Source organism: Isoptericola sp. NPDC056578 (genome assembly GCF_042793275.1).
Taxonomy (GTDB): Bacteria; Actinomycetota; Actinomycetes; order Actinomycetales; family Cellulomonadaceae; genus Isoptericola.
In genome coordinates this window covers 1-19,537 of the sequence record NZ_JBHTVC010000050.1, presented here as the reverse complement: position 1 = coordinate 19,537, position 19,537 = coordinate 1, and the positions used below count along the sequence as shown (strand labels likewise).

Below are 19,537 nucleotides of genomic sequence, written 5' to 3'. Positions count from 1 at the left end.
GACGGTGAGGGCGGCGAACAACCGTGTCAGCCGACATCAGATGTCTGATGTTGTGTAGCCTGACACTAGGACGAGCAACGAGGAAGGGTCAAGATGGTGGAGCAGGACCGGTGGTTCAGCACGATCAGCCCGGTGACGGCGCACGGGAACCCCCCACGGCGGACGACCACCGCCGACCGGATCAAGGACTTCATCCTCGGCGAGGGGCTCCGGCCCGGGGACCCGCTGCCCACCGAGGCCGAGCTGTGCGAGCGCCTCGGGGTCTCGCGCTCGAGCGTCCGCGAGGCGGTCCGCACGCTGGCGACGCTCGACATCGTCGAGGTCCGCCACGGCCACGGGACCTTCGTCGGGCACATGTCGCTCGACGCACTCGTCGAGGCGCTCGTCTTCCGCGGGGTGCTCAGCCCGGGCGACGACCTGAGGGCGCTGCGCGACGTCGTCGAGATCCGTCGCGCGCTCGACCTCGCGATGGCCGAGCGCATCGTCGCGAGCCTCGCCGGCACGTCCAACCCCGACCTGCACGCTCTGGTGGGCGAGATGGTCGACGCCGCCGACGACGGCCGCACGTTCCCCAAGCAGGACCGCGCGTTCCACACCGGCCTGCTCGCCCGCCTCGACAACTCCCTGGTGGGTCAGCTCGTGGCGGCGTTCTGGGACGTGCACACCGCCGTCGTGCCGAAGCTCGGGATCTCCGTCGCCTCCGACCTGGTGCAGACCGCCCAGGCCCACGGGCTCATGCTCGACGCCGCCGAGGCCGGCGACGTCGACGGCTTCCGCGCCGCCGTCGTCTCGCACTACGACCCCATCGACCGCGCCCTCGAGGTGACCACGGCGTGACCCTTCCTCTCGCGCCGCCCCCCGTCGGCGCTCCCCCGGTCGAGGTGGCCGTGGTCGGCATCGGGGCCGACGGTCGCGCCGCGATGGCGCCCGACGCCGGCCAGGTCGCCGCCGCGGCCTCCCTGCGCCACGTCGTGGACGCCGTCCTGGCGGGCGAGCGCCCCGACGACGGGATCGCCGAGGCGCGCGAGAGCCTGGCCGTGATCGACGCCGCCTACCGATCCGCCGCGACGGGGGACGTCGTCGCCGTGGAAGCCCGAGAGAACGAGAGGACCCTCTGATGGAGGTCGTGATCGCCCCCGCCGAGGAGCTGGCCGTGCTGGCGGCCGACGCGATCGAGGCGTTGTTGCGGCGCGACCCGGCCACCGTGCTGGGGCTGGCGACGGGGTCGAGCCCGCTGAAGGTGTACGACGAGCTCGCGCGTCGCCACCGCGAGGACGGGCTGTCGTTCGCCGACGCCCGGGGCTTCATGCTGGACGAGTACGTGGGCCTGGACGCGGCGCACCCGCAGCGGTACCGCAACGTGATCGAGACGGAGATCGCCTCCCGGGTCGAGTGGCCGGCGGACCAGGTGTCCGGGCCCGACGGTCTGGCCGACGACATCCCGGCGGCGTGCGCGGCCTATGAGGCGGCGATCACCGACGCGGACGGAGTGGACCTGCAGCTCCTGGGGATCGGCACCGACGGGCACATCGCGTTCAACGAGCCGGGCTCCTCGCTCGCGTCGCGCACGCGGATCAAGACGCTGACGGCGCAGACCCGGGTGGACAACGCGCGGTTCTTCGGCGACGACGTGGACCAGGTGCCCACCCACTGCCTCACCCAGGGGCTGGGCACGATCATGCAGGCGCGGCACCTGGTGCTGCTGGCCACGGGCCGGCAGAAGGCGGAGGCGGTGCACCAGCTCGTGGAGGGTCCGATCTCCGCGATGTGGCCGGGCACCGTCATGCAGCTGCACCCGCACGCGACGGTGCTGGTCGACGACGCGGCGGCCTCGCGGCTGCAGCTCGGGGACTACTACCGCCAGACGTTCGCGTCCAAGCCCGACTGGCAGGGACTCTGACCGGGCGGGCCCGCCCCGCCCTCCTTGACCCCACCCCGGCCTGCGGCTACGTTCGGGACGTCAGACATCTGACATCCTCTCTCTGGCCCGGCAGCGCCGCCGTCCGTCCGCCCGCACCGGGACGGGGCCCGCGCACCGGGCCCCCACCGGAAGGAACGGCATGCTCGGACACCTCCGCAGACCCGGCGCCCTCACGGCCGCCGCGCTCGCCCTCGCCCTCGGGGGCACCGTCGCCCCCGCGACCACCGCCGCGGCCCACCACGCGGTGCCCGCCCCCGACTTCGACGTCGCCGACCCGACCGGCGGGCCCGGCACGTTCACCGAGCAGCAGCTCGCGACCAACGGCGAGGGCGGCTTCCCGAACTACCGCATCCCCGCCCTGACGGTCACCCCCGAGGGCGACGTCCTCGCGTCGTACGACGGCCGGCCGACCGCGATCGACGCGCCCGGGCCGAACTCGGTCCTGCAGCGTCGTTCGACGGACGGCGGCGCGACGTGGGATGAGCAGGAGGTCGTCGCCGCCGGGCGGACGACCGCCCCCGTCGAGGGGTTCTCCGACCCCAGCTACGTCGTCGACCGCGAGACCGGCGACATCTTCAACTTCCACGTCAAGTCGTACGACCAGGGCTTCGGCGGCTCCCGACCGGGCACCGACCCGGACGACCGCAACGTGCTGCACGCGAACGTCTCGACGTCCTCCGACGACGGCCGCACCTGGACCCACCGCACCATCACCGCGGAAGTCACCGCAGACCTCGGCTGGCGTTCCCGGTTCGCGGCGTCCGGCCAGGGCGTCCAGCTCAGGTACGGGGAGCACGCCGGCCGCCTGCTGCAGCAGTACACGATCATCAACGCCGACGGCGTGTTCCAGGCGGTGTCGGTCTACTCCGACGACCACGGCGCGACGTGGCAGGTCGGGTCCCCCGTGGGCACCGGGATGGACGAGAACAAGACGGTCGAGCGGTCCGACGGCCGCGTGATGCTCAACTCCCGGGACTCGGCCCGCTCGGGCTACAGGAAGGTCGCCTTCTCCACCGACGGCGGCGTCACCTACGGCGACGTGACGATCGACCGGGAGCTGCCCGACCCCGCCAACAACGCCTCCGTCGTCCGCGCCTACCCGAACGCGCCGCAGGGGTCGGACGAGGCCAAGGTGCTGCTGTTCTCGAACGCGGCATCGCAGAGCGCGCGGTCGAACGGCACCGTCCGCATCAGCTACGACGACGGCGAGACCTGGCCGGAGGCACGCACGTTCCGGGCGGGCAGCATGTCCTACTCGACCCTCGCCACCCTGCCCGACGGCACGGTCGGCCTGCTCTACGAGCCCGGGGACGGGATCCGGTTCGCCAAGCTCGATCTCGACTGGGTCCTGGCCGCGCCCCACGTCGTGCCCGGCGACATCCAGGTGACGGGCGGCACGCTCACCGACCCGCAGGAGGACTACGCCGTCGGCGACACCCTCCGGTTCACCTACACGGTGCAGAACCTGTCGTCGCGGGCCACCACCGTGGTGCCGACCGGCAACCTCGCCGGCCTCGACCCCGCCGACGGCGCGCCGAACTGCCGCTGGCGGGACCTGCCGGGGAACGACCGGTACACCTGCACCTCCGCGCACCACGTCGTCACCGCCGACGACCTCGCGGCGGGCGGGTTCACCCCCACGACCACGTGGACCTCGACGTCCGGCGAGGACGTCACGACCGTCGACCTCGACGGCCCGCGGGTCGCGTTCCCCGCAGCGGCCTGGGACGCGGCCCGGGCCTACGCGGCCGGGGACGAGGTGCGCTTCGACGGCTCGACCTGGCGGGCGACGTGGTGGACGCGCGCCGAGCAGCCCGGCCGCAGCGCGACCGGTGCGTGGCAGGAGATCGTCGTCGCCGGCTCGGGGTCAGCCGTCTGGACGCCGACGCGCATCTTCGACACCGGCGACGTGGTCGTGCACGACGACGTCGAGTACACGGCCCGGTGGTGGACCCGGAACCAGGAGCCCGGCACCTCCGCGCACGGCCCGTGGCAGACCGCCGGCTGACCGCCTCACGACGTCGCCGGCGGCCCCGGACCAGCACGGTCCGGGGCCGCCGCGACGCTCCGGTCAGTCGCGCAGGAGCGGCAGCAGCTGCTCGCCCTGGCGGCGGATCTCGTCCAGGTACGGGGTGTCGGAGAGCACGAAGTGGGTGACGCCGAGGTCCTGGTAGCGGCGCAGGGACTTCGCGACGTCGGACGGCGAGCCCACCAGCCACGTGGTCCCGGCCCCGCCGCCCCCGGCGCGGGCGGGCGCGGTGTACAGGTTCTCGTCGAGCACGTCGCCGCGGGCGGCGAGGTCGAGCAGGCGCTGCTGCCCGACGGCGACGGGCCGGTCCACCGCTCGATGATCGGCATCACGGTGGTCGGTGTCGCGCCGCCACCCCGTGCGTCCCGACGCCTCGGCGAGGTGCTCCACCTTGGCCTCGGCGTCACGCCATGCCTCGTCGGTGGTGTCGCGCACGAAGGTCGTGACGCGCAGCCCGAACTGCAGCGGCGCGTGCTCCCGGCCGACCTGCTCGCTCAGCGCGCGCAGCCGGTCGATCCGCTCGGCCACGCCGTCCAGCGGCTCGCCCCAGAAGAGCTGCACGTCGGCCTCCGCGGCGGCCACCTCCTCCGCCTCGGGCGACGCGCCGCCGAAGTACAGCGTCGGGTGCGCACGCCCCTCCCGGGCCACGGGACGCAGCGGCAGCGTGGCGCCGTCGGCCCGGTAGTGCTCGCCGTCGAACGTCACGTCGTCCTGCGTCCACAGCCGGCGCACCAACTGAAGGAACTCGCGCGTGCGCCCGTAGCGTGCCGCCCGGTCGGTGACCGTGTCGCCGTACTGCGCGACGCCGTCCTGCCCGGACACGATGTTGATCCGCACCCGGCCACCGGTGAGGTGGTCGAGCGTCGCCGCCGCCGAGGCGAGGTGGGCCGGCTGCCAGTAGCCGGGCCGGATCGCGACCAGCGGGTTGAACGTCGAGGTGCGGGCGGCGAGCGCCGCCGCCACGGTGAACGTGTCCGGCCGGCCCCACCCGGTGCCGAGCAGCGCGCCGTCCCAGCCGTGCTCCTCCAGCGCGAGGGCCTGCTCCGTGAGGGTGTCGAGGCTGTTGTGGTCCGCCGTCACGACGTCGCCGCGGTGGCCGGCGCGCACCTGGTTGGGGATGTACCAGAGGACGTCGGCGCTCATGCCCCCACCCCCGCGGTGGCGAGCTCGGCGGCCTCGACGGACGCAGCCGACGCGACCGACGACGAGTACCGGCTCTCGGGCCGCTCGAGCCCGTAGTGCTCGCGCAGGGTGGTGCCCTCGTAGGCGGTGCGGAACAGGCCGCGCGCCTGGAGGATCGGCACGACGTGCGCGGTGAACTCCTCCAGCCCGCGCGGCAGCACGGCCGGCATGACGTTGAAGCCGTCGGCGGCCTCGGCGTCGTACCACTCCTGGAGGGCGTCGGCGACCTGCTCGGGCGTGCCCGCCAGGGTGCGGTGCCCGCGCCCGCCGCCCAGGCGGCCGATGAGCTCGCGCACCGTCAGCCGCTCCCGACGGGCCAGCTCCACGATCAGCGTGTACCGGCTCTTGGCGCCCTCGATCTCGTCCTCGTCGGGCAGGTCGGCGGGCAGCTGGCGGTCCAGCGGCAGGTCCTCGGGGTCGACGCGCAGGGTCGCGGCGAGCTGGCGACGCGCGTACTCGGGCACGATGAGCTCGTCGAGCTCGCGCTCGGCGGCCAGGGCCTCCGCCTCGGTGGAGCCGAGCACGGGCACGATGCCCGGCAGGATCTTGATCCCGTCGGCGTCGCGACCCGCCGCGACGGCCCGGGCCTTGAGGTCGGCGTAGAAGGCCCGTGCGTCGTCGAGCGTCTGGTGCGCGGTGAAGACGGCCTCGGCGTACCGCGCCGCGAGCCCCTTGCCGTCCTCCGACGACCCGGCCTGCACGATCAGCGGCCGCGCCTGCGGGGTGCGCGGCGTGGTGAGCGCGCCGGCGACGGAGAAGTGCTCCCCGACGTGCCCGGCAGGGTGGATCCTCGCCGCGTCCGCCCAGACGCCGCGCTCCTTGTCCGCGAGCACGGCGTCGTCGTCCCACGAGTCCCAGAGCTTGTACGCGACGTCGAGGAACTCCGCGGCGCGCTCGTAGCGCACGGCGTGCGCGGGCTGGTCGTCGAGGCCGAAGTTGCGCGCGATGTCCGGGCCGGCCGTCGTCACGACGTTCCACCCGGCGCGGCCGCCCGACACGATGTCGATCGATGCGAACCGCCGCGCCAGGTTGTACGGCGAGTTGTAGGTGGTGGACGCCGTCGCGATGAGGCCGATGCGCTCGGTGGCGGCGGCGAGCGCCGTGAGCACGATCAGCGGGTCGAGCGACCCGGCGGGGCGGCGCCCGACGTCGCTCCGCAGGCCGGGGCCGTCGGCGAAGAAGACGGAGTCGAGCAGCCCCTCCTCCGCGGTGCGGGCCAGCCGCTGCAGGTAGGCGATGTTCGTGGACGTGTGGTCCGGGGAGCTCTCCGGCAGCCGCCACGACGCCTCGTGGTGGCCGGTGCTCATGAGGAACGCGTTGAGGTGGAAGGGTCCGGGGCGGTGGCCGTCGCGGCCGGCGGTGCGGGTCATGCGGTCACGTCCTTCCGCTCGACGCCGAGGGCGTCGAGCAGCTCGGTGCGGATGGCGGCGAACCGGGGGTCGGCGGCGTCGCGCCATTCCTGGAGGTCGATGCGTCGCTCGACGGCGATGCGGCCGCGGTCGAGGACGACGACGCGGTCGGCGAGCACGATCGCCTCGTCGACGTCGTGCGTCACGAGCAGCACCGCGGGCCGGTGCCGGTCGTACAGATCGCGCAGGAGCTCGTGCATACGGATGCGGGTGAGGGCGTCGAGAGCACCGAACGGCTCGTCGGCCAGCAGGAGCTGGGGCGAGCGGACGAGCGAGCGGGCCAGGGACACCCGCTGCTGCTCGCCGCCGGACAGCTCGTTCGGCCACGCCCGCTCCCGGCCGGCGAGGCCCACCTCGGCGAGCGCGGCCCGCCCGGCGTCGCCGGCGGCCCGACGGCGGACGCCGTCCAGGCCCAGCACCACGTTGTCGAGCACCCGCGCCCACGGCAGCAGCCGGGAGTCCTGGAACACGACGGACACCTGGTCGGGCACGCGCACCTCGCCCGACCCCGCCACGCCGTGGTCGAGGCCCGCGAGCGCCCGCAGCAGCGTCGACTTGCCCGAGCCGCTGCGGCCCAGGATCGCGACGAACTCCCCCGCGCCGAGCTCCAGGTCGAGGTCGTCGAGCACCCGCTCCGCGCCGTACGCGCGCACGAGCCCGCGCACGGTGACGGCGGGCGCCTCGGCGACGACGTCCGTGCCGGTCGCGGTCGGCGTGGCGGTCAGTCCTCCAGCGTGCGTCGCCATGCGAGCGCCCTCCTCTGCAGCAGCCGGACGGCGGCGTCGGCACTGAACCCGAGCACGCCGTAGACGACGAGGCCGACGATGATGACCTCGGTCTGTCCGTAGGTGCGGGCGAGCTCCATCATGTAGCCGATGCCCGCGGTGGCGTTGACCTGCTCGACGACGACCAGCGACAGCAGCGACCCGGTGACGGCGAACCGCAGGCCCAGCAGGAACCCGGGGAGCGCGCCCGGAAGCACGACGCTGCGCACGAACTGCGGCCGGCTCAGCCGCACCGTCTCGGCCAGCTCGACGTACCGGGAGTCGATCGAGCGCAGCCCGTTGTGCGTGTGCACGTAGATCGGGATGAACACGCCGAGCGCGATGGTGATGACCTTCATCGGCTCGCCGATCCCGAACCACAGGATGAGCAGCGGCAGCAGCGCGAGGTTCGGGATGGCGCGCTTGACCTGGATCGGGCCGTCGAGCAGCGCGTCGCCCACGCGGCTCAGGCCGGAGGCGAGCGCCAGCACGACGCCGGCCGCGACGCCCCACGCCAGCCCGAGGGCCGCACGGGTCAGCGAGACGCCCAGGTTCTCCTGGAGGTCGCCCTTCGCGATCAGGTCGCCGGCGGTGGTGACCACCGTCCAGGGGGCGCTGAGCACCCGCTGGTCGATGAGCCCCGTGGCGGAGCCCGCCACCCACACCCCGACCAGGACGACGACGCCGAGCAGCCCGGCCACCGGGAGCGGGCGCCCGAGCCCGAGCCGTCGCCCGGCGGGGCGGACGTCGAGCCGTCCCGCGGGCCGGCCCTCGCCGCTCTGCACGGCGCCCGGGGCGGTGCGGGCGCGGGGCGCGGTGCCCGCCCGGGTGACGGTGCCGAGGGCGGTCATCGGTCGTCCTCCGCCGCCTGCTGCGCCTCGACGCCGGCCGTCTGCGCCGCGACGAACCGCTGGTCGAAGAGGTCGGCCGCGTCGAGCGGGTCCTCGTCGAGCTCCTTCGCGAGCAGGTCGATCGTCTCCTGCGTGCGGGCGATGCCCTCGGTGAGGTCGGCCGGGATGTCGGGCACGGCCGCGTGGTCGGTGAGGTACTGGGCGTCCTCGTCGGTCAGCCCCTCGTGCTCCACGTAGTACCCCTGCTTCCACTCCTCGGGGTGGTTCGCGATCCACACCTGCGCTCGCGCCCACACCTCGACGTACTCGGCCAGGGCCGCCGCCTTGGCCGGGTCCTCCAGGACGGCGACCGGCGCGTACAGGTGACCCGCGTCGTCGCGCAGCCCGTGCTGGACCGACTGGGCGCCGTCCGCCTCGTACTTCGTGAGGTAGCGGAACAGCTGGGTGCCGCCGAGCGGGGCGACGTCGACCTCCCCGGCGGCCAGCGCGGTGGAGTAGACGTCGCCGGTGCTGGGCAGCTCCACGAGCTCGACGTCGTCCTGGGTCAGTCCGGCGGCGGCGAGCGCCTTGAGCACCAGGGCGCCCTGCGCCTGGCCGGGGCTGAACGCGATGCGCTTGCCGGCGAGGTCGTCGAGGGAGCCGAGGGTGATGCCGGGGCGGCCGGCCAGCTCGTAGACGGGCGCGTCCTGCCAGTTCTCCCGGTACTTGGTGGCGATGTTCTTCACCGGCACCCCCGTCCAGGTGGCGTGGATGGACGGGATCTCGGCGACGGATCCGACGTCGAGGGACTCCGCCCGGAACGCCTCGATGGTCTGCGGCCCGCCCGACAGGTTGGCCCACTCGACGTCGAAGGAGAAGTCGTGCTCGATCTCGTCGCCGGCCAGCTCGAGCGCGACCTCGGTGCTGGGGTCGCCGACGACGAGCGTCGTACCGTCCGGCACGGCGGAGGGCAGCGGGTCGGAGGCGGCCAGCGTGCCGCCCGGGCTGTCCGCGGCGGCGTCGGCGACGCAGCCGGCGGTGCCCAGCAGCCCGACGACGCCGACGACGGCGGCGGCCGCCCGTCGGGCGCCGCGGGCGCGGCGGAGGGAGATGGTTCGGGGCATGACGGGGTCCTCTCGGGGGCGTGCGGGGGTACGCCACGTCACCCGGCCGCGCGACGGCGGACGGGGCGGTGGTCTCGAGCGGGTTCTGCTGCCGGGGAGGCGGAGGCGACGGCGTGCGTCGGGTCAGCGGCGACAGCGACGACAGGGCCGACAGCCCCGGCGGGCGCACGGCACGGCGGCGCCCGCGGTGCGGGTGCCCGGGGACCGGAGTCCGTTCGTGTCGGCGTGCATGGCGGGGAAGGTAGGCGCCGCGCACGCCCAGCGCGAGAGATCTCCGGAAAGTCTCACGATGCGGGACCAGGATTCGAGACGACGCCCGGACGGCTGCAGGCACGACGAAGGCCCCGGACCCTGTGAGGGGGTCCGGGGCCTTCGTCGTCGACCGTCAGGCCGTGGGGTTCAGCGCGTCACTCCGCGCCGGCCTGCATCTGGCCGGTGGGCGGCAGGTCGTGCACCGAGACGCCGGTGGGGGCGTCGAGCGCCGCCGTCGCGCCGACCGAGACCGGCCCGCGCTCGTGCTCGCTCTTGGCCACCCCGCGGAAGGTGAACTCCCCGAGGATGCCCTCGCCCTCGCCGTCGACCAGCACGAGGTCGCCGGCCTTGAGCTCGCCGAACAGGATCTTCTCGGACAGGGTGTCCTCGATCTCCCGCTGGATCGCCCGCTTCAGGGGACGGGCGCCGAGCACCGGGTCGTAGCCCTTCTCCGCCAGCAGGTTCTTCGCGGCGGGCGTGAGCTCGATGGCCATGTCCCGGTCGCGCAGACGCTTGTCCAGCTTGGCGATCTCCAGGTCGACGATCTCGATGATCTCGTCCTGCGAGAGCTGCGGGAAGACCACCACGTCGTCGACGCGGTTGAGGAACTCCGGCCGGAAGTGCTGCTTGAGCTCCTCGTTGACCTTCGCCTTCATGCGCTCGTAGGAGGTCACCAGGTCGCCGCCGGCGTTGAAGCCGGTCTGGACGCCCTTGGCGATGTCCCGCGTGCCGAGGTTGGTGGTCATGATGATCACGGTGTTCTTGAAGTCGACCACCCGGCCCTGCGAGTCGGTCAGGCGACCGTCCTCGAGGACCTGCAGCAGCGAGTTGAAGATGTCCGCGTGAGCCTTCTCGACCTCGTCGAACAGGACCACCGAGAACGGCTTGCGCCGCACCTTCTCCGTGAGCTGTCCGCCCTCGTCGTAGCCGACGTAGCCGGGGGGCGAGCCGAACAGCCGCGACACGGTGTGCTTCTCCGAGAACTCGGACATGTCGAGCTGGATCAGCGCGTCCTCGTCCCCGAAGAGGAACTCGGCGAGCGCCTTGGCCAGCTCCGTCTTCCCGACGCCCGTGGGGCCGGCGAAGATGAACGAGCCACCGGGGCGCTTCGGGTCCTTGAGCCCGGCACGCGTGCGGCGGATCGCCTGGGACAGCGCCTTGATGGCCGTGTTCTGCCCGACGACGCGCTTGTGCAGCTCGTCCTCCATGTGCAGGAGCTTGCTGGACTCCTCCTCGGTGAGCTTGACGACCGGGATGCCGGTCGACATCGCCAGCACCTCGGCGATCAGCTCGTCGTCGACCTCCGCGACGGAGTCGAGGTCGCCCGACTTCCAGGCCTTCTCCTTGTCGGCGCGCTGGGCGGTGAGCTGCTTCTCCTTGTCCCGCAGCCCGGCGGCCTTCTCGAAGTCCTGCTCGTCGATCGCCGACTCCTTGTCGCGGCGGGCCTCGGCGATCTCCTCGTCCAGGGCCTTGAGCTCCGGCGGCGCCGTCATGCGGCGGATCCGCAGGCGCGCGCCCGCCTCGTCGATCAGGTCGATCGCCTTGTCCGGCAGGTACCGGTCGTTGATGTACCGGTCGGCGAGCTGGGCGGCGGAGACCAGCGCGGAGTCCGTGATGGACACGCGGTGGTGCGCCTCGTAGCGGTCGCGCAGGCCCTTGAGGATCTCGATGGCGTGCTCGAGCGACGGCTCGTTGACCTGGATCGGCTGGAAGCGGCGCTCCAGGGCCGGGTCCTTCTCGACGTACTTGCGGTACTCGTCGAGCGTGGTCGCGCCGATGGTCTGCAGCTCGCCGCGGGCCAGCATCGGCTTGAGGATGCTCGCCGCGTCGATCGCGCCCTCGGCGGCACCCGCCCCGACGAGGGTGTGGATCTCGTCGATGAACAGGATGATGTCGCCGCGGGTGCGGATCTCCTTGAGCACCTTCTTGAGGCGCTCCTCGAAGTCACCGCGGTAGCGGGAACCGGCGACCAGGGCGCCGAGGTCCAGCGTGTAGAGCTGCTTGTCCTTCAGCGTCTCCGGCACGTCGCCGCGCACGATGTCCTGGGCGAGGCCCTCGACGACGGCCGTCTTGCCGACGCCCGGCTCGCCGATCAGCACGGGGTTGTTCTTGGTGCGGCGGCTCAGCACCTGCATGACGCGCTCGATCTCCGTCGAGCGGCCGATGACCGGGTCGAGCTTGCCCTCGCGCGCGGCCTGGGTGAGGTTGCGGCCGAACTGGTCGAGGACGGCGGAGCCGGACGGCTGCCCCTCCTGCGGGCCACCGGCGGCCACGGGCTCCTTGCCCTGGTAGCCGCTCAGCAGCTGGATGACCTGCTGGCGCACCTTGTTCAGGTCGGCGCCCATCTTCGTGAGCACCTGGGCGGCGACGCCCTCGCCCTCGCGGATGAGGCCGAGCAGGATGTGCTCGGTGCCGATGTAGTTGTGCCCGAGCTGCAGCGCCTCGCGGAGCGACAGCTCCAGCACCTTCTTGGCGCGCGGCGTGAACGGGATGTGCCCGCTCGGGGCCTGCTGGCCCTCGCCGATGATCTCGGTGACCTGGGTGCGGACGCCGTCGAGCGAGATCCCCAGCGACTCCAGGGCCTTCGCGGCGACGCCCTCACCCTCGTGGATGAGTCCGAGCAGGATGTGCTCGGTGCCGATGTAGTTGTGGTTGAGCATCCTTGCCTCTTCCTGAGCAAGGACGACCACCCGACGGGCTCGGTCGGTGAATCTCTCGAACATGTGCTGCTCCCTCACGAGCGGCGTTACCTGCACCCCGTCGGATTGACGGCTACAGCCTGACCGCTACGACTCTATGCGCTCCCAACTCGCCGACACCCCTCCGTAAGCCCATGTTCGCCAGGGGCGTGACGGCGTGCCGGATTGCCAGCCGCGGGCGGGGCGGTCCAGGCTCGGGGAAAGGCGGTCGCCGCCGCGGTGGTCGCCGCAGAGGTCAACCCGGGGGGTACCGATGGACGAGATCGAGCAGCAGCCGGGAGCCACGGGCGGCGCGGGCCACGACGCGGGTCGGCGGGCGTGGAACGGGGACGACGCGCGGCTGGCGCAGTTCTCCGGCGTCCTGGGCGAGGTGCGCGACCCGCTGACCTGGGGCCTCGACCTGGAGGACCAGTCGCTCACCGGGCACGTGGACTCCGACGACCCGACCTGCGAGCGGTTCGTGCGCGCCTACCGGTCGTTCACCGGGGAGGCGCTGGAGGTCGAGACCCTGCGCACCCGGGTGCCCGACGACGACGTCGAGGACGTGGTCCGCGCCGCGTGCAGCGGCGCGCTCGCCGCGCCGCTGCACGCCGACATCGCCGCTCCCGTCGAGCCCGCACCGGCCGAGGAGGCCGGCGGCTCGGCGGCCGACGGTGCCGCAGCGCGCGACGGGTCGGACTTCGCGGACTCGTTCCAGGACTACCGCAGCGCGATGCGCGCCCTGGTCGCCGAGGTCGACGAGGCCCCGCTGACGACGGGGACGTTCGTCGTGGACGGCGACGAGGCGGACTGTGTCCGCGTCACCGCCCGCGAGACCACCGCCGTGTACGTGGCGGCCGCCGACCGCGCCCTCGTCGTCACCGGCCCCGCGGACCTCGTCGACCGGGTGGAGGTCGTGACCCGGCCCGTCGACGCACTCCTGTCGGGCCGGCGTCGTGCTGACGGCGGTGCGTGATCGACGTCCCGTGACCTCGCCCTGACGGGCGACGGCGCCCGACCTATGCTGCAAGCCAGGGCCGCCCCGCAGGTCGTGACGGGGGCGGCGGACGCACGACGGAGAGTCGGGGTGGCCGATGCGCGGCATCGTGGTCGGGGTCAACGGTTCGGTCGAGTCGGACGAGGCGCTGGACTGGGCGCTGCGGGAGGCCGCCGCGGCCGCGGTGCCGCTCACGCTGGTCATGGTCGACGCGGGCGCCGGCAAGGGCGCCGACGCCGCCGCGCACGAGGCCGCGCTGGCCCCGGTGCGCGAGGAGGCGCAGGGGCTGCTCGACGCGGCCCGCGCCCGCACGGGGGTCGAGGTCGACGGCACGGTCGCGGCGCTCCCCGGCCCGGCGGCCGACCGGCTGCTCGAGCTCGGCGCGGACGCCGACATGCTGGTGCTCGGCCGGCGCCGGCGGGGACGCCTCGGCCGGGCCGTGCTGGGCTCGGTGTCGACGACGGTCGTGGAGCACGCCGTCGTGCCCGTCACGGTGGTGCGCCACGGCAACCCCGACGGGGCCCCGGAGGACGACGTGCCCGCCGAGACGGCGCCGCGCATCGTCGTCGGCGTCGACACCTCGGCCCCGAGCGTCGCCGCGCTGCGGCACGCGTGCGAGGTCGCGGACAGGACCGGGGCGTCGATCGACGCCGTCTTCGCGTGGCAGATCACGACGCTGGCCCCGCTGCCGGGGTCGTGGGGGTGGGCGCCGCCCGTCGACGACTACGAGAAGTTCGCGGCCGACTCGCTCGCCGAGGCGGTGCGCGCGGCCGGGGTGACGCTGCCGCCCGAGCGGCTCACCCGCCGGGTGGTGCACGGCCAGGCCGCCAAGCAGCTCGTGGTCGCGGCGCAGGGCGCCGAGCGGCTCGTCGTCGGGGCGCGCGGCCTCGGCGGCTTCGACCGGCTGCTGCTGGGCTCGGTCAGCCGTCAGGTGCTCGACTTCGCGCCCTGCCCCGTCACCGTCGTCCGCGGCTGACCGACGACCCTCGCCGCTACGCGAGCGCCTGCTCGAGGTCCGCGACCAGGTCGTCCACGTCCTCGATCCCGACGGACAGGCGCACGAGGTCGTCGGGCACCTCGAGCGACGTGCCCGCGACCGAGCCGTGCGTCATCCGGCCGGGGTGCTCGACCAGTGACTCCACGCCGCCGAGCGACTCGGCCAGCGTGAACACCTGCGTGCGCGCGCACACGTCGAGCGCCTTCGCCTCGCTGCCCGCCCGGAACGACACCATGCCGCCGAACCCGCGCATCTGGCGGGCCGCGACGTCGTGGCCCGGGTGCGACGCGAGGCCCGGGTAGAGCACCTCGGTCACGGCGGGGTGCCCGGCGAGGAAGTCCGCCACCGCGGCCGCGTTCGCCTGGTGCCGGTCCATGCGGACGGCGAGCGTCTTGAGGCCGCGCAGGGTGAGCCACGCGTCGAACGGGCCGGCGACGGCGCCCGACGAGTTCTGGTGGAAGCCGACGGCGCCCGCCACGTCCGTGCCGCCCGCGGGCGACTCGAGACCGCCCGGCAGCACCGCACCCGCCGCGACGACGAGCGCTCCCCCGACGACGTCGCTGTGCCCGCCGATGTACTTGGTCGTCGAGTGCACGACAACGTCCGCGCCGAGCGCCAGGGGCTGCTGCAGGTAGGGCGTGGCGAAGGTGTTGTCCACGACGAGCAGCGCGCCGGCGTCGCGTGCCACGCCCGCCAGCGCCGCGACGTCGCTGATCCCCAGCAGCGGGTTGGTCGGTGTCTCGACCCAGACGACCTTGGTCTCGGGACGGACTGCTGCCCGCACCGCGTCGACATCGGACAGGTCGACCGGCGTGTGCGCGATCCCCCACGGCCCGAAGACCCGCGCGATGAGCCGGTACGTGCCGCCGTACGCGTCGTCCGGCACGATCACGTGGTCGCCCGGGCGCAGCACCGCGCGCAGCAGCGTGTCCTCGGCGGCCAGGCCCGAGGCGAACGCGAAGCCGCGTTCCCCGTGCTCCGCCGCGGCGAGCGCCTCCTCCAGCGCGGTGCGCGTCGGGTTGGCGGAGCGGGAGTACTCGTACCCGCCGCGCAGGCCGCCCACGCCGTCCTGCTTGTACGTGGAGACCTGGTGGATCGGCGGCACGACGGCGCCGGTCGTCGGGTCCGGGTCCTGGCCCGCGTGGATGGCGCGGGTCGAGAAGCCGAACGTCGTCCAGTCAGGGTGGTCGCTGGTGCTCACCCGGCCAGCCTACGCACGAGCGTGGTCACCGGCCCGCGACGAACCCCAGGAGGTCGTGGCGGGTGAGGACGCCGACGGGGTCGCCGTCCTCGACGACGAGCAGCGCGTCGGCGTCGGTGAGCGCGGCGCGCACGGCCTCCACGCCCTCGCCGGCCCCGATGAGCGGCAGCCGGGGCTGCATGTGCGCGTCGACGCGGTCGGCGAGGGACGCGCGGCCGGAGAAGACGGCGTCGAGCAGCGCCCGCTCGGTCACGGCGCCCGCGACCTCGCCGATCTTCACGGGCGGCTCCGCCCCGACGACGGGCATCTGCGAGACGCCGTACTCGCGCAGGATCTCGATGGCGTCGCGCACCGTCTCGCTCGGGTGGGTGTGCACCAGGTCGGGCAGCCGCCCGTCCTTCGCGCGCAGGATGTCGCCCGCGGTGACGCCCTCCTCGTCGGGCAGGAAGCCGTACGACCGCATCCACGTGTCGGAGAAGATCTTCGACAGGTAGCCGCGCCCGCCGTCGGGCAGCAGGACGACGATCACGGCCTCCGCCGCGGCCGCCGCGTCCTCCTCCTCGAGCCGCCGCGCGAGCCGCAGCGCCGCCTCGACCGCCATCCCGCACGACCCGCCCACGAGCAGGCCCTCCTCGCGCGCGAGCCGGCGCGTCATGGCGAAGGAGTCCGCGTCGGTGACGGCGATGACCTCGTCGGGGACGGACGGGTCGTAGGCGCCCGGCCAGAAGTCCTCGCCGACGCCCTCCACCAGGTACGGCCGCCCGTCGCCGCCCGAGTAGACCGAGCCCGCCGGGTCGGCGCCGACGACCCGGACCGGGCCGCCGTCGGCCCGGTCCGCCGACACCTCCTTGAGGTAGCGGCCCGTGCCGGTGATCGTGCCGCCCGTCCCGACGCCCGCGACGAAGTGCGTCACCCGGCCGTCGGTGTCCGCCCACACCTCGGGCCCGGTGGACTCGTAGTGCGACAGCGGGCCGTTCGGGTTGGCGTACTGGTTCGGCTTCCAGGCCCCGTCGATCTCCTGCACCAGCCGGTCGGAGACCGAGTAGTAGGAGTCCGGGTGGTCGGGCGGGACGGCGGTGGGCGTCACGACGACGCGCGCCCCGTACGCCCGCAGCACGTCGCGCTTGTCCTCGCTCACCTTGTCGGGGCAGACGAAGACGCAGTCGTAGCCCTTGCGCTGCGCGACGAGCGCGAGGCCCACGCCGGTGTTGCCCGACGTCGGCTCGACGATCGTGCCGCCGGGCCGCAGCTCTCCGGACGCCTCCGCCGCCTCGATCATCTTCAGCGCGATGCGGTCCTTGACCGACCCGCCGGGGTTCACGTACTCGACCTTGGCGAGGATCGTCGCGCTCAGACCGTCGGTGACCCGGGAGAGCCGGACGAGCGGGGTGTGCCCGACGAGCTCCGAGATGTGCTCCGCGTATCTCATGTGCCGATCATGCCCCTCCGCGGGGCTTTCACCACCGGTCTCGCGCCGTGCCGCGGAACGCGACCACGAGCACCCGCACCGCGAGCACCGTGCCGACGAAGCCCAGCGCGGCGCCGAGCACCGTGAACCACGGCAGCTGCGGCGCGAGCATCGGCCCGCCGTCGGCGACGAACAGCACCACCGCGCCGACGACGGCCCCCACCGCCACGAGCGTCATGATGAGCTGCTGCACCAGGCCGGTCAGGAAGGCCCGGTCGGCGGGGTCGGAGAACGCGCGCACGGTGACGGTGAAGCGCCCCTCCTCCAGGTCCCGGACGATGCGGGTCACCCGGCGGGGCAGCCGCTCCAGCTCGGGCGCGAAGCCGAGGAGCTGCTGCGTGGCCTTGCGGCGCACCGCCTCCGGGGTGACGAGGCGGTGCAGCAGCGGCCGGCCGTGGGTGCGGGCGCCGGCCACCAGGTCGTAGCCGGGGCTGAGCAGGTCGAGCGTGCCCTCCAGCGACGCGAACGTGCGGAACGCGGCGGCGACCTGCGGCGGCACGCCCATGCCCGCCGCCGTGACCAGCCGCACGAGCCCGGCGAACGCCGCGCCCGCGCCCGCGCGGAACCGCAGCACGAGCTGCCCCACCTCGCGCTCGAGGCGGCGGACGTCCAGGCCGGGCGGCGCGTCGAGCAGCTCCAGCAGGGCGTCGGTGGCGGCGATCGCGTCGTCGCCGTCGATCGCGAGCAGCAGGGCGCCGAGAGCGATCCGCTCGGGCTCGCCGAGCCTGCCGACCGAGCCCATGTCGAGCAGCCCGAGCCCGCCGTCGGCCAGCACGAGCACGTTGCCCGGGTGCAGGTCGGCGTGGAACGTGCCGGCGACGAGCAGCTGGTCGAGCGCGGCGCGCAGCAGCCGGTCCGCGAGCGCCGCGCGGGTCGCGTCGTCCAGCCGGCCCAGCGCGCCCTGCGCCTGCCCGACCGGCGTGCCGTCGAGCCGCTCCAGCACCAGCAGCGTGCCGCTCGACGGCCCGTCGACCACCTGCGGCACCACGACGAGCGGGCCCGACGACGCGCCGTCGTGCGTCACGACGTCCAGCGCCGTGCGCAGGGCCCGCGTGTTCTCCGCCTCGACGGTGTAGTCGAGCTCCTCGCGCAGGGACGCCGCGAAGCCGTCGGCGAGCGCGACCACGCCGAGGCCGCGGCCCCACGCCGTGTCGCGCTCCAGCCTGCGGGCGAGCCGGCCGAGGATCGCGAGGTCCACGGCGACCTGCTCGCGCGCGCCCGGGCGCTGCACCTTCACCACCACGTCGCGGCCGTCGAGCAGCCGGGCGGCGTGCACCTGTCCGACCGACGCCGAGGCGAGCGGCTCCGTGTCGAACGCGGCGAAGACCTCTCCCACGGGGCGACCGAGCGAGCTCTCGACGACCGCCTCCACCTGGTCCCACGGCGCCGGGGGCACGTCGCTCTGCAGGGTCGCGAGGGTCTCGGTGACGGCGTCGGGCAGCAGGTCGCGCCGGGTGGAGAGCGTCTGGCCGAACTTCACGAACGTGACGCCCGCGTCGGACAGCGTGTCGCGCAGGCCGACCGCGAGGCGGCGGACGTCGGAGCGCGACGTCGTGCCGCCGTCGCGGCGGTGGCGCCCGAACGCCCCGCCCAGGCCGTGCCGGACGCCGATCGCGACGACCTGCGCGTACCGGCGCGTCTCACGGCGTCCCTGCCGCAGCCGCCGGACGGCGCGCCACGGGGTGGGCAGCGTGCCCGTGGGCACCAGCAGCTCCAGCACGAGCAGGACGCACAGCCCCAGCACGAACGCCCAGCAGAAGACGAGGACGATCCCCGCCAGCGCGACCCACGGGTCGACCTCGAGGGTGCCCTCGCCGCTCCACCAGCCCGCCGCGCGCAGCCCGCTGGTGAGCGCCGCCGAGGCGCCCGTGATCGCCGCCAGGGAGACCAGCGCGGCCCGGATCCAGCCGACCGGCGCGCCCATCACCCGCCGCGCCGTCCAGGCGAGCAGCGCCAGCATCGCCACCGTCGAGACGAACGCGAAGATCGCGCCGACCACGCCGCCTACCGCGTCCATGCCTGCCCCGTCGTCGCCCGCACCATGACGCCACTCTTCCGGACGCCCCGCGGCCCGTCACCACGAGCCGCCCCTGAACCGTCCCTGAACCGTCCCTGAGGCGCACGACCAGGGGTGCCTACGGGCCGGGGCGGGCGCGGGTCAGGCGCGCGTGGCCCAGGTGGCGAGGGTGAGGGCGACGGCGTCCTCGGCGAGCGCGGCGGGCAGGTCCGGCCAGCCGCGGTGCGCGACGGCGGCGCGCCACGCCGCCCCGACACCCGTGCCGACGGCGCCGCCCACGGCCCCGGCGACCATCGCCGCCACGACCGACGGCGCCGGCGCGTGGTGCCGCAGCGCGAGGAGCAGGCCGCCGACGGCGCCGCTCCCCGCCCGGACGTCCGGACCCGGCGGGTCGAGGCGGCTGGGGGTGGTGGGCAGCTTGTCGCCCACCAGCTCCCCGGCGACGGCGAGGCCCGCGAGCACGCGCGGCAGCGTGGCCGGGCGGCGGAGCCGGTGGGTGGGCAGCCGGTGCCCCGGCACCGGGCCGAGCAGCGGGCCGGCGACGCCGAGCGTCGCGCGCGAGCCCGCCGCGAGTCCCAGCGCCAGCGAGCGGACGGCGAGCGGTGCGGTCATGCGCCCACCCTGGCACCGCCCCGCGAAACCCGCCGAACATGCGGTTGCGCACGTTC

General features: G+C 74.3%; 16 protein-coding genes. 6 read left to right on the top strand and 10 right to left on the bottom strand.

Annotated features, from left to right (window positions below):
• The first annotated feature begins 93 nt into the window (after window positions 1-93).
• The 4 genes from ACFQ80_RS17135 to ACFQ80_RS17120 all read left to right on the top strand — a co-directional run bounded on the left by ACFQ80_RS17135 (window position 94) and on the right by ACFQ80_RS17120 (window position 3,929).
• A complete protein-coding gene (locus ACFQ80_RS17135; RefSeq protein WP_430552558.1) occupies window positions 94-837 on the top strand; it encodes a FadR/GntR family transcriptional regulator in 744 nt (247 codons plus the stop codon).
• Window positions 834-1,118 carry a hypothetical protein gene (locus ACFQ80_RS17130; protein WP_430564486.1) on the top strand — a complete coding sequence of 95 codons (285 nt, stop codon included), beginning with the start codon at window positions 834-836 and terminating at the stop codon, window positions 1,116-1,118. Before ACFQ80_RS17135 ends, ACFQ80_RS17130 begins: the two co-directional genes overlap by 4 nt.
• Window positions 1,118-1,900 (top strand): glucosamine-6-phosphate deaminase, encoded by a 783-nt coding sequence (nagB, locus tag ACFQ80_RS17125; RefSeq protein ID WP_430564485.1) that lies wholly within the window; start codon window positions 1,118-1,120, stop codon window positions 1,898-1,900. Before ACFQ80_RS17130 ends, nagB begins: the two co-directional genes overlap by 1 nt.
• A 160-nt stretch (window positions 1,901-2,060) precedes the next feature.
• The gene (locus tag ACFQ80_RS17120; RefSeq protein WP_430564484.1) at window positions 2,061-3,929 is read left to right on the top strand and encodes an exo-alpha-sialidase; all 1,869 of its coding nucleotides are present in this window, start codon (window positions 2,061-2,063) and stop codon (window positions 3,927-3,929) included.
• 63 nt (window positions 3,930-3,992) lie between these two features.
• Here ACFQ80_RS17120 and ACFQ80_RS17115 read toward each other — a convergent pair whose 3' ends face one another.
• From ACFQ80_RS17115 to ACFQ80_RS17090, 6 genes are all read right to left on the bottom strand, one after another.
• A complete protein-coding gene (locus tag ACFQ80_RS17115) occupies window positions 3,993-5,093 on the bottom strand; it encodes an LLM class flavin-dependent oxidoreductase (RefSeq protein WP_430564483.1) in 1,101 nt (366 codons plus the stop codon).
• Window positions 5,090-6,502 carry an LLM class flavin-dependent oxidoreductase gene (locus ACFQ80_RS17110; RefSeq protein WP_430564482.1) on the bottom strand — a complete coding sequence of 471 codons (1,413 nt, stop codon included), beginning with the start codon at window positions 6,500-6,502 and terminating at the stop codon, window positions 5,090-5,092. Before ACFQ80_RS17110 ends, ACFQ80_RS17115 begins: the two co-directional genes overlap by 4 nt.
• Window positions 6,499-7,287 carry an ABC transporter ATP-binding protein gene (locus tag ACFQ80_RS17105; protein WP_430564481.1) on the bottom strand — a complete coding sequence of 263 codons (789 nt, stop codon included), beginning with the start codon at window positions 7,285-7,287 and terminating at the stop codon, window positions 6,499-6,501. The genes ACFQ80_RS17110 and ACFQ80_RS17105 overlap by 4 nt, the downstream gene beginning before the upstream one ends.
• Window positions 7,263-8,156, bottom strand: a complete 894-nt coding sequence (locus tag ACFQ80_RS17100) for an ABC transporter permease (protein ID WP_430564480.1) — start codon at window positions 8,154-8,156, stop codon at window positions 7,263-7,265. Before ACFQ80_RS17100 ends, ACFQ80_RS17105 begins: the two co-directional genes overlap by 25 nt.
• Window positions 8,153-9,259: an ABC transporter substrate-binding protein gene (locus ACFQ80_RS17095; protein WP_430564479.1), complete on the bottom strand. Its 1,107-nt coding sequence runs from the start codon at window positions 9,257-9,259 to the stop codon at window positions 8,153-8,155. Before ACFQ80_RS17095 ends, ACFQ80_RS17100 begins: the two co-directional genes overlap by 4 nt.
• 407 nt (window positions 9,260-9,666) lie before the next feature.
• Complete coding sequence (locus tag ACFQ80_RS17090; protein ID WP_430552550.1) at window positions 9,667-12,234, bottom strand: ATP-dependent Clp protease ATP-binding subunit; 2,568 nt, start codon at window positions 12,232-12,234, stop codon at window positions 9,667-9,669.
• Window positions 12,235-12,463: 229 nt separating this feature from the next.
• Between ACFQ80_RS17090 and ACFQ80_RS17085 the strand changes: the two genes are divergently transcribed.
• Both ACFQ80_RS17085 and ACFQ80_RS17080 read left to right on the top strand, forming a co-directional pair.
• Window positions 12,464-13,165, top strand: a complete 702-nt coding sequence (locus ACFQ80_RS17085; RefSeq protein WP_430564478.1) for a hypothetical protein — start codon at window positions 12,464-12,466, stop codon at window positions 13,163-13,165.
• A 118-nt stretch (window positions 13,166-13,283) separates the two neighbouring features.
• The gene (locus tag ACFQ80_RS17080) at window positions 13,284-14,162 is read left to right on the top strand and encodes a universal stress protein (RefSeq protein ID WP_430552548.1); all 879 of its coding nucleotides are present in this window, start codon (window positions 13,284-13,286) and stop codon (window positions 14,160-14,162) included.
• A gap of 16 nt (window positions 14,163-14,178) precedes the next feature.
• Here the strand turns inward: ACFQ80_RS17080 and ACFQ80_RS17075 are convergent, their stop codons facing one another.
• The 4 genes from ACFQ80_RS17075 to ACFQ80_RS17060 all read right to left on the bottom strand — a co-directional run bounded on the left by ACFQ80_RS17075 (window position 14,179) and on the right by ACFQ80_RS17060 (window position 19,481).
• A complete protein-coding gene (locus ACFQ80_RS17075) occupies window positions 14,179-15,384 on the bottom strand; it encodes a cystathionine gamma-synthase (protein ID WP_430564477.1) in 1,206 nt (401 codons plus the stop codon).
• A 25-nt stretch (window positions 15,385-15,409) separates the two neighbouring features.
• Window positions 15,410-16,813: a cystathionine beta-synthase gene (locus ACFQ80_RS17070; protein ID WP_430552546.1), complete on the bottom strand. Its 1,404-nt coding sequence runs from the start codon at window positions 16,811-16,813 to the stop codon at window positions 15,410-15,412.
• Between the two features lie 28 nt (window positions 16,814-16,841).
• Complete coding sequence (locus tag ACFQ80_RS17065; RefSeq protein ID WP_430564476.1) at window positions 16,842-18,869, bottom strand: ABC1 kinase family protein; 2,028 nt, start codon at window positions 18,867-18,869, stop codon at window positions 16,842-16,844.
• Between the two features lie 141 nt (window positions 18,870-19,010).
• The gene (locus tag ACFQ80_RS17060) at window positions 19,011-19,481 is read right to left on the bottom strand and encodes a hypothetical protein (RefSeq protein ID WP_430564475.1); all 471 of its coding nucleotides are present in this window, start codon (window positions 19,479-19,481) and stop codon (window positions 19,011-19,013) included.
• Window positions 19,482-19,537: the final 56 nt, after the last annotated feature.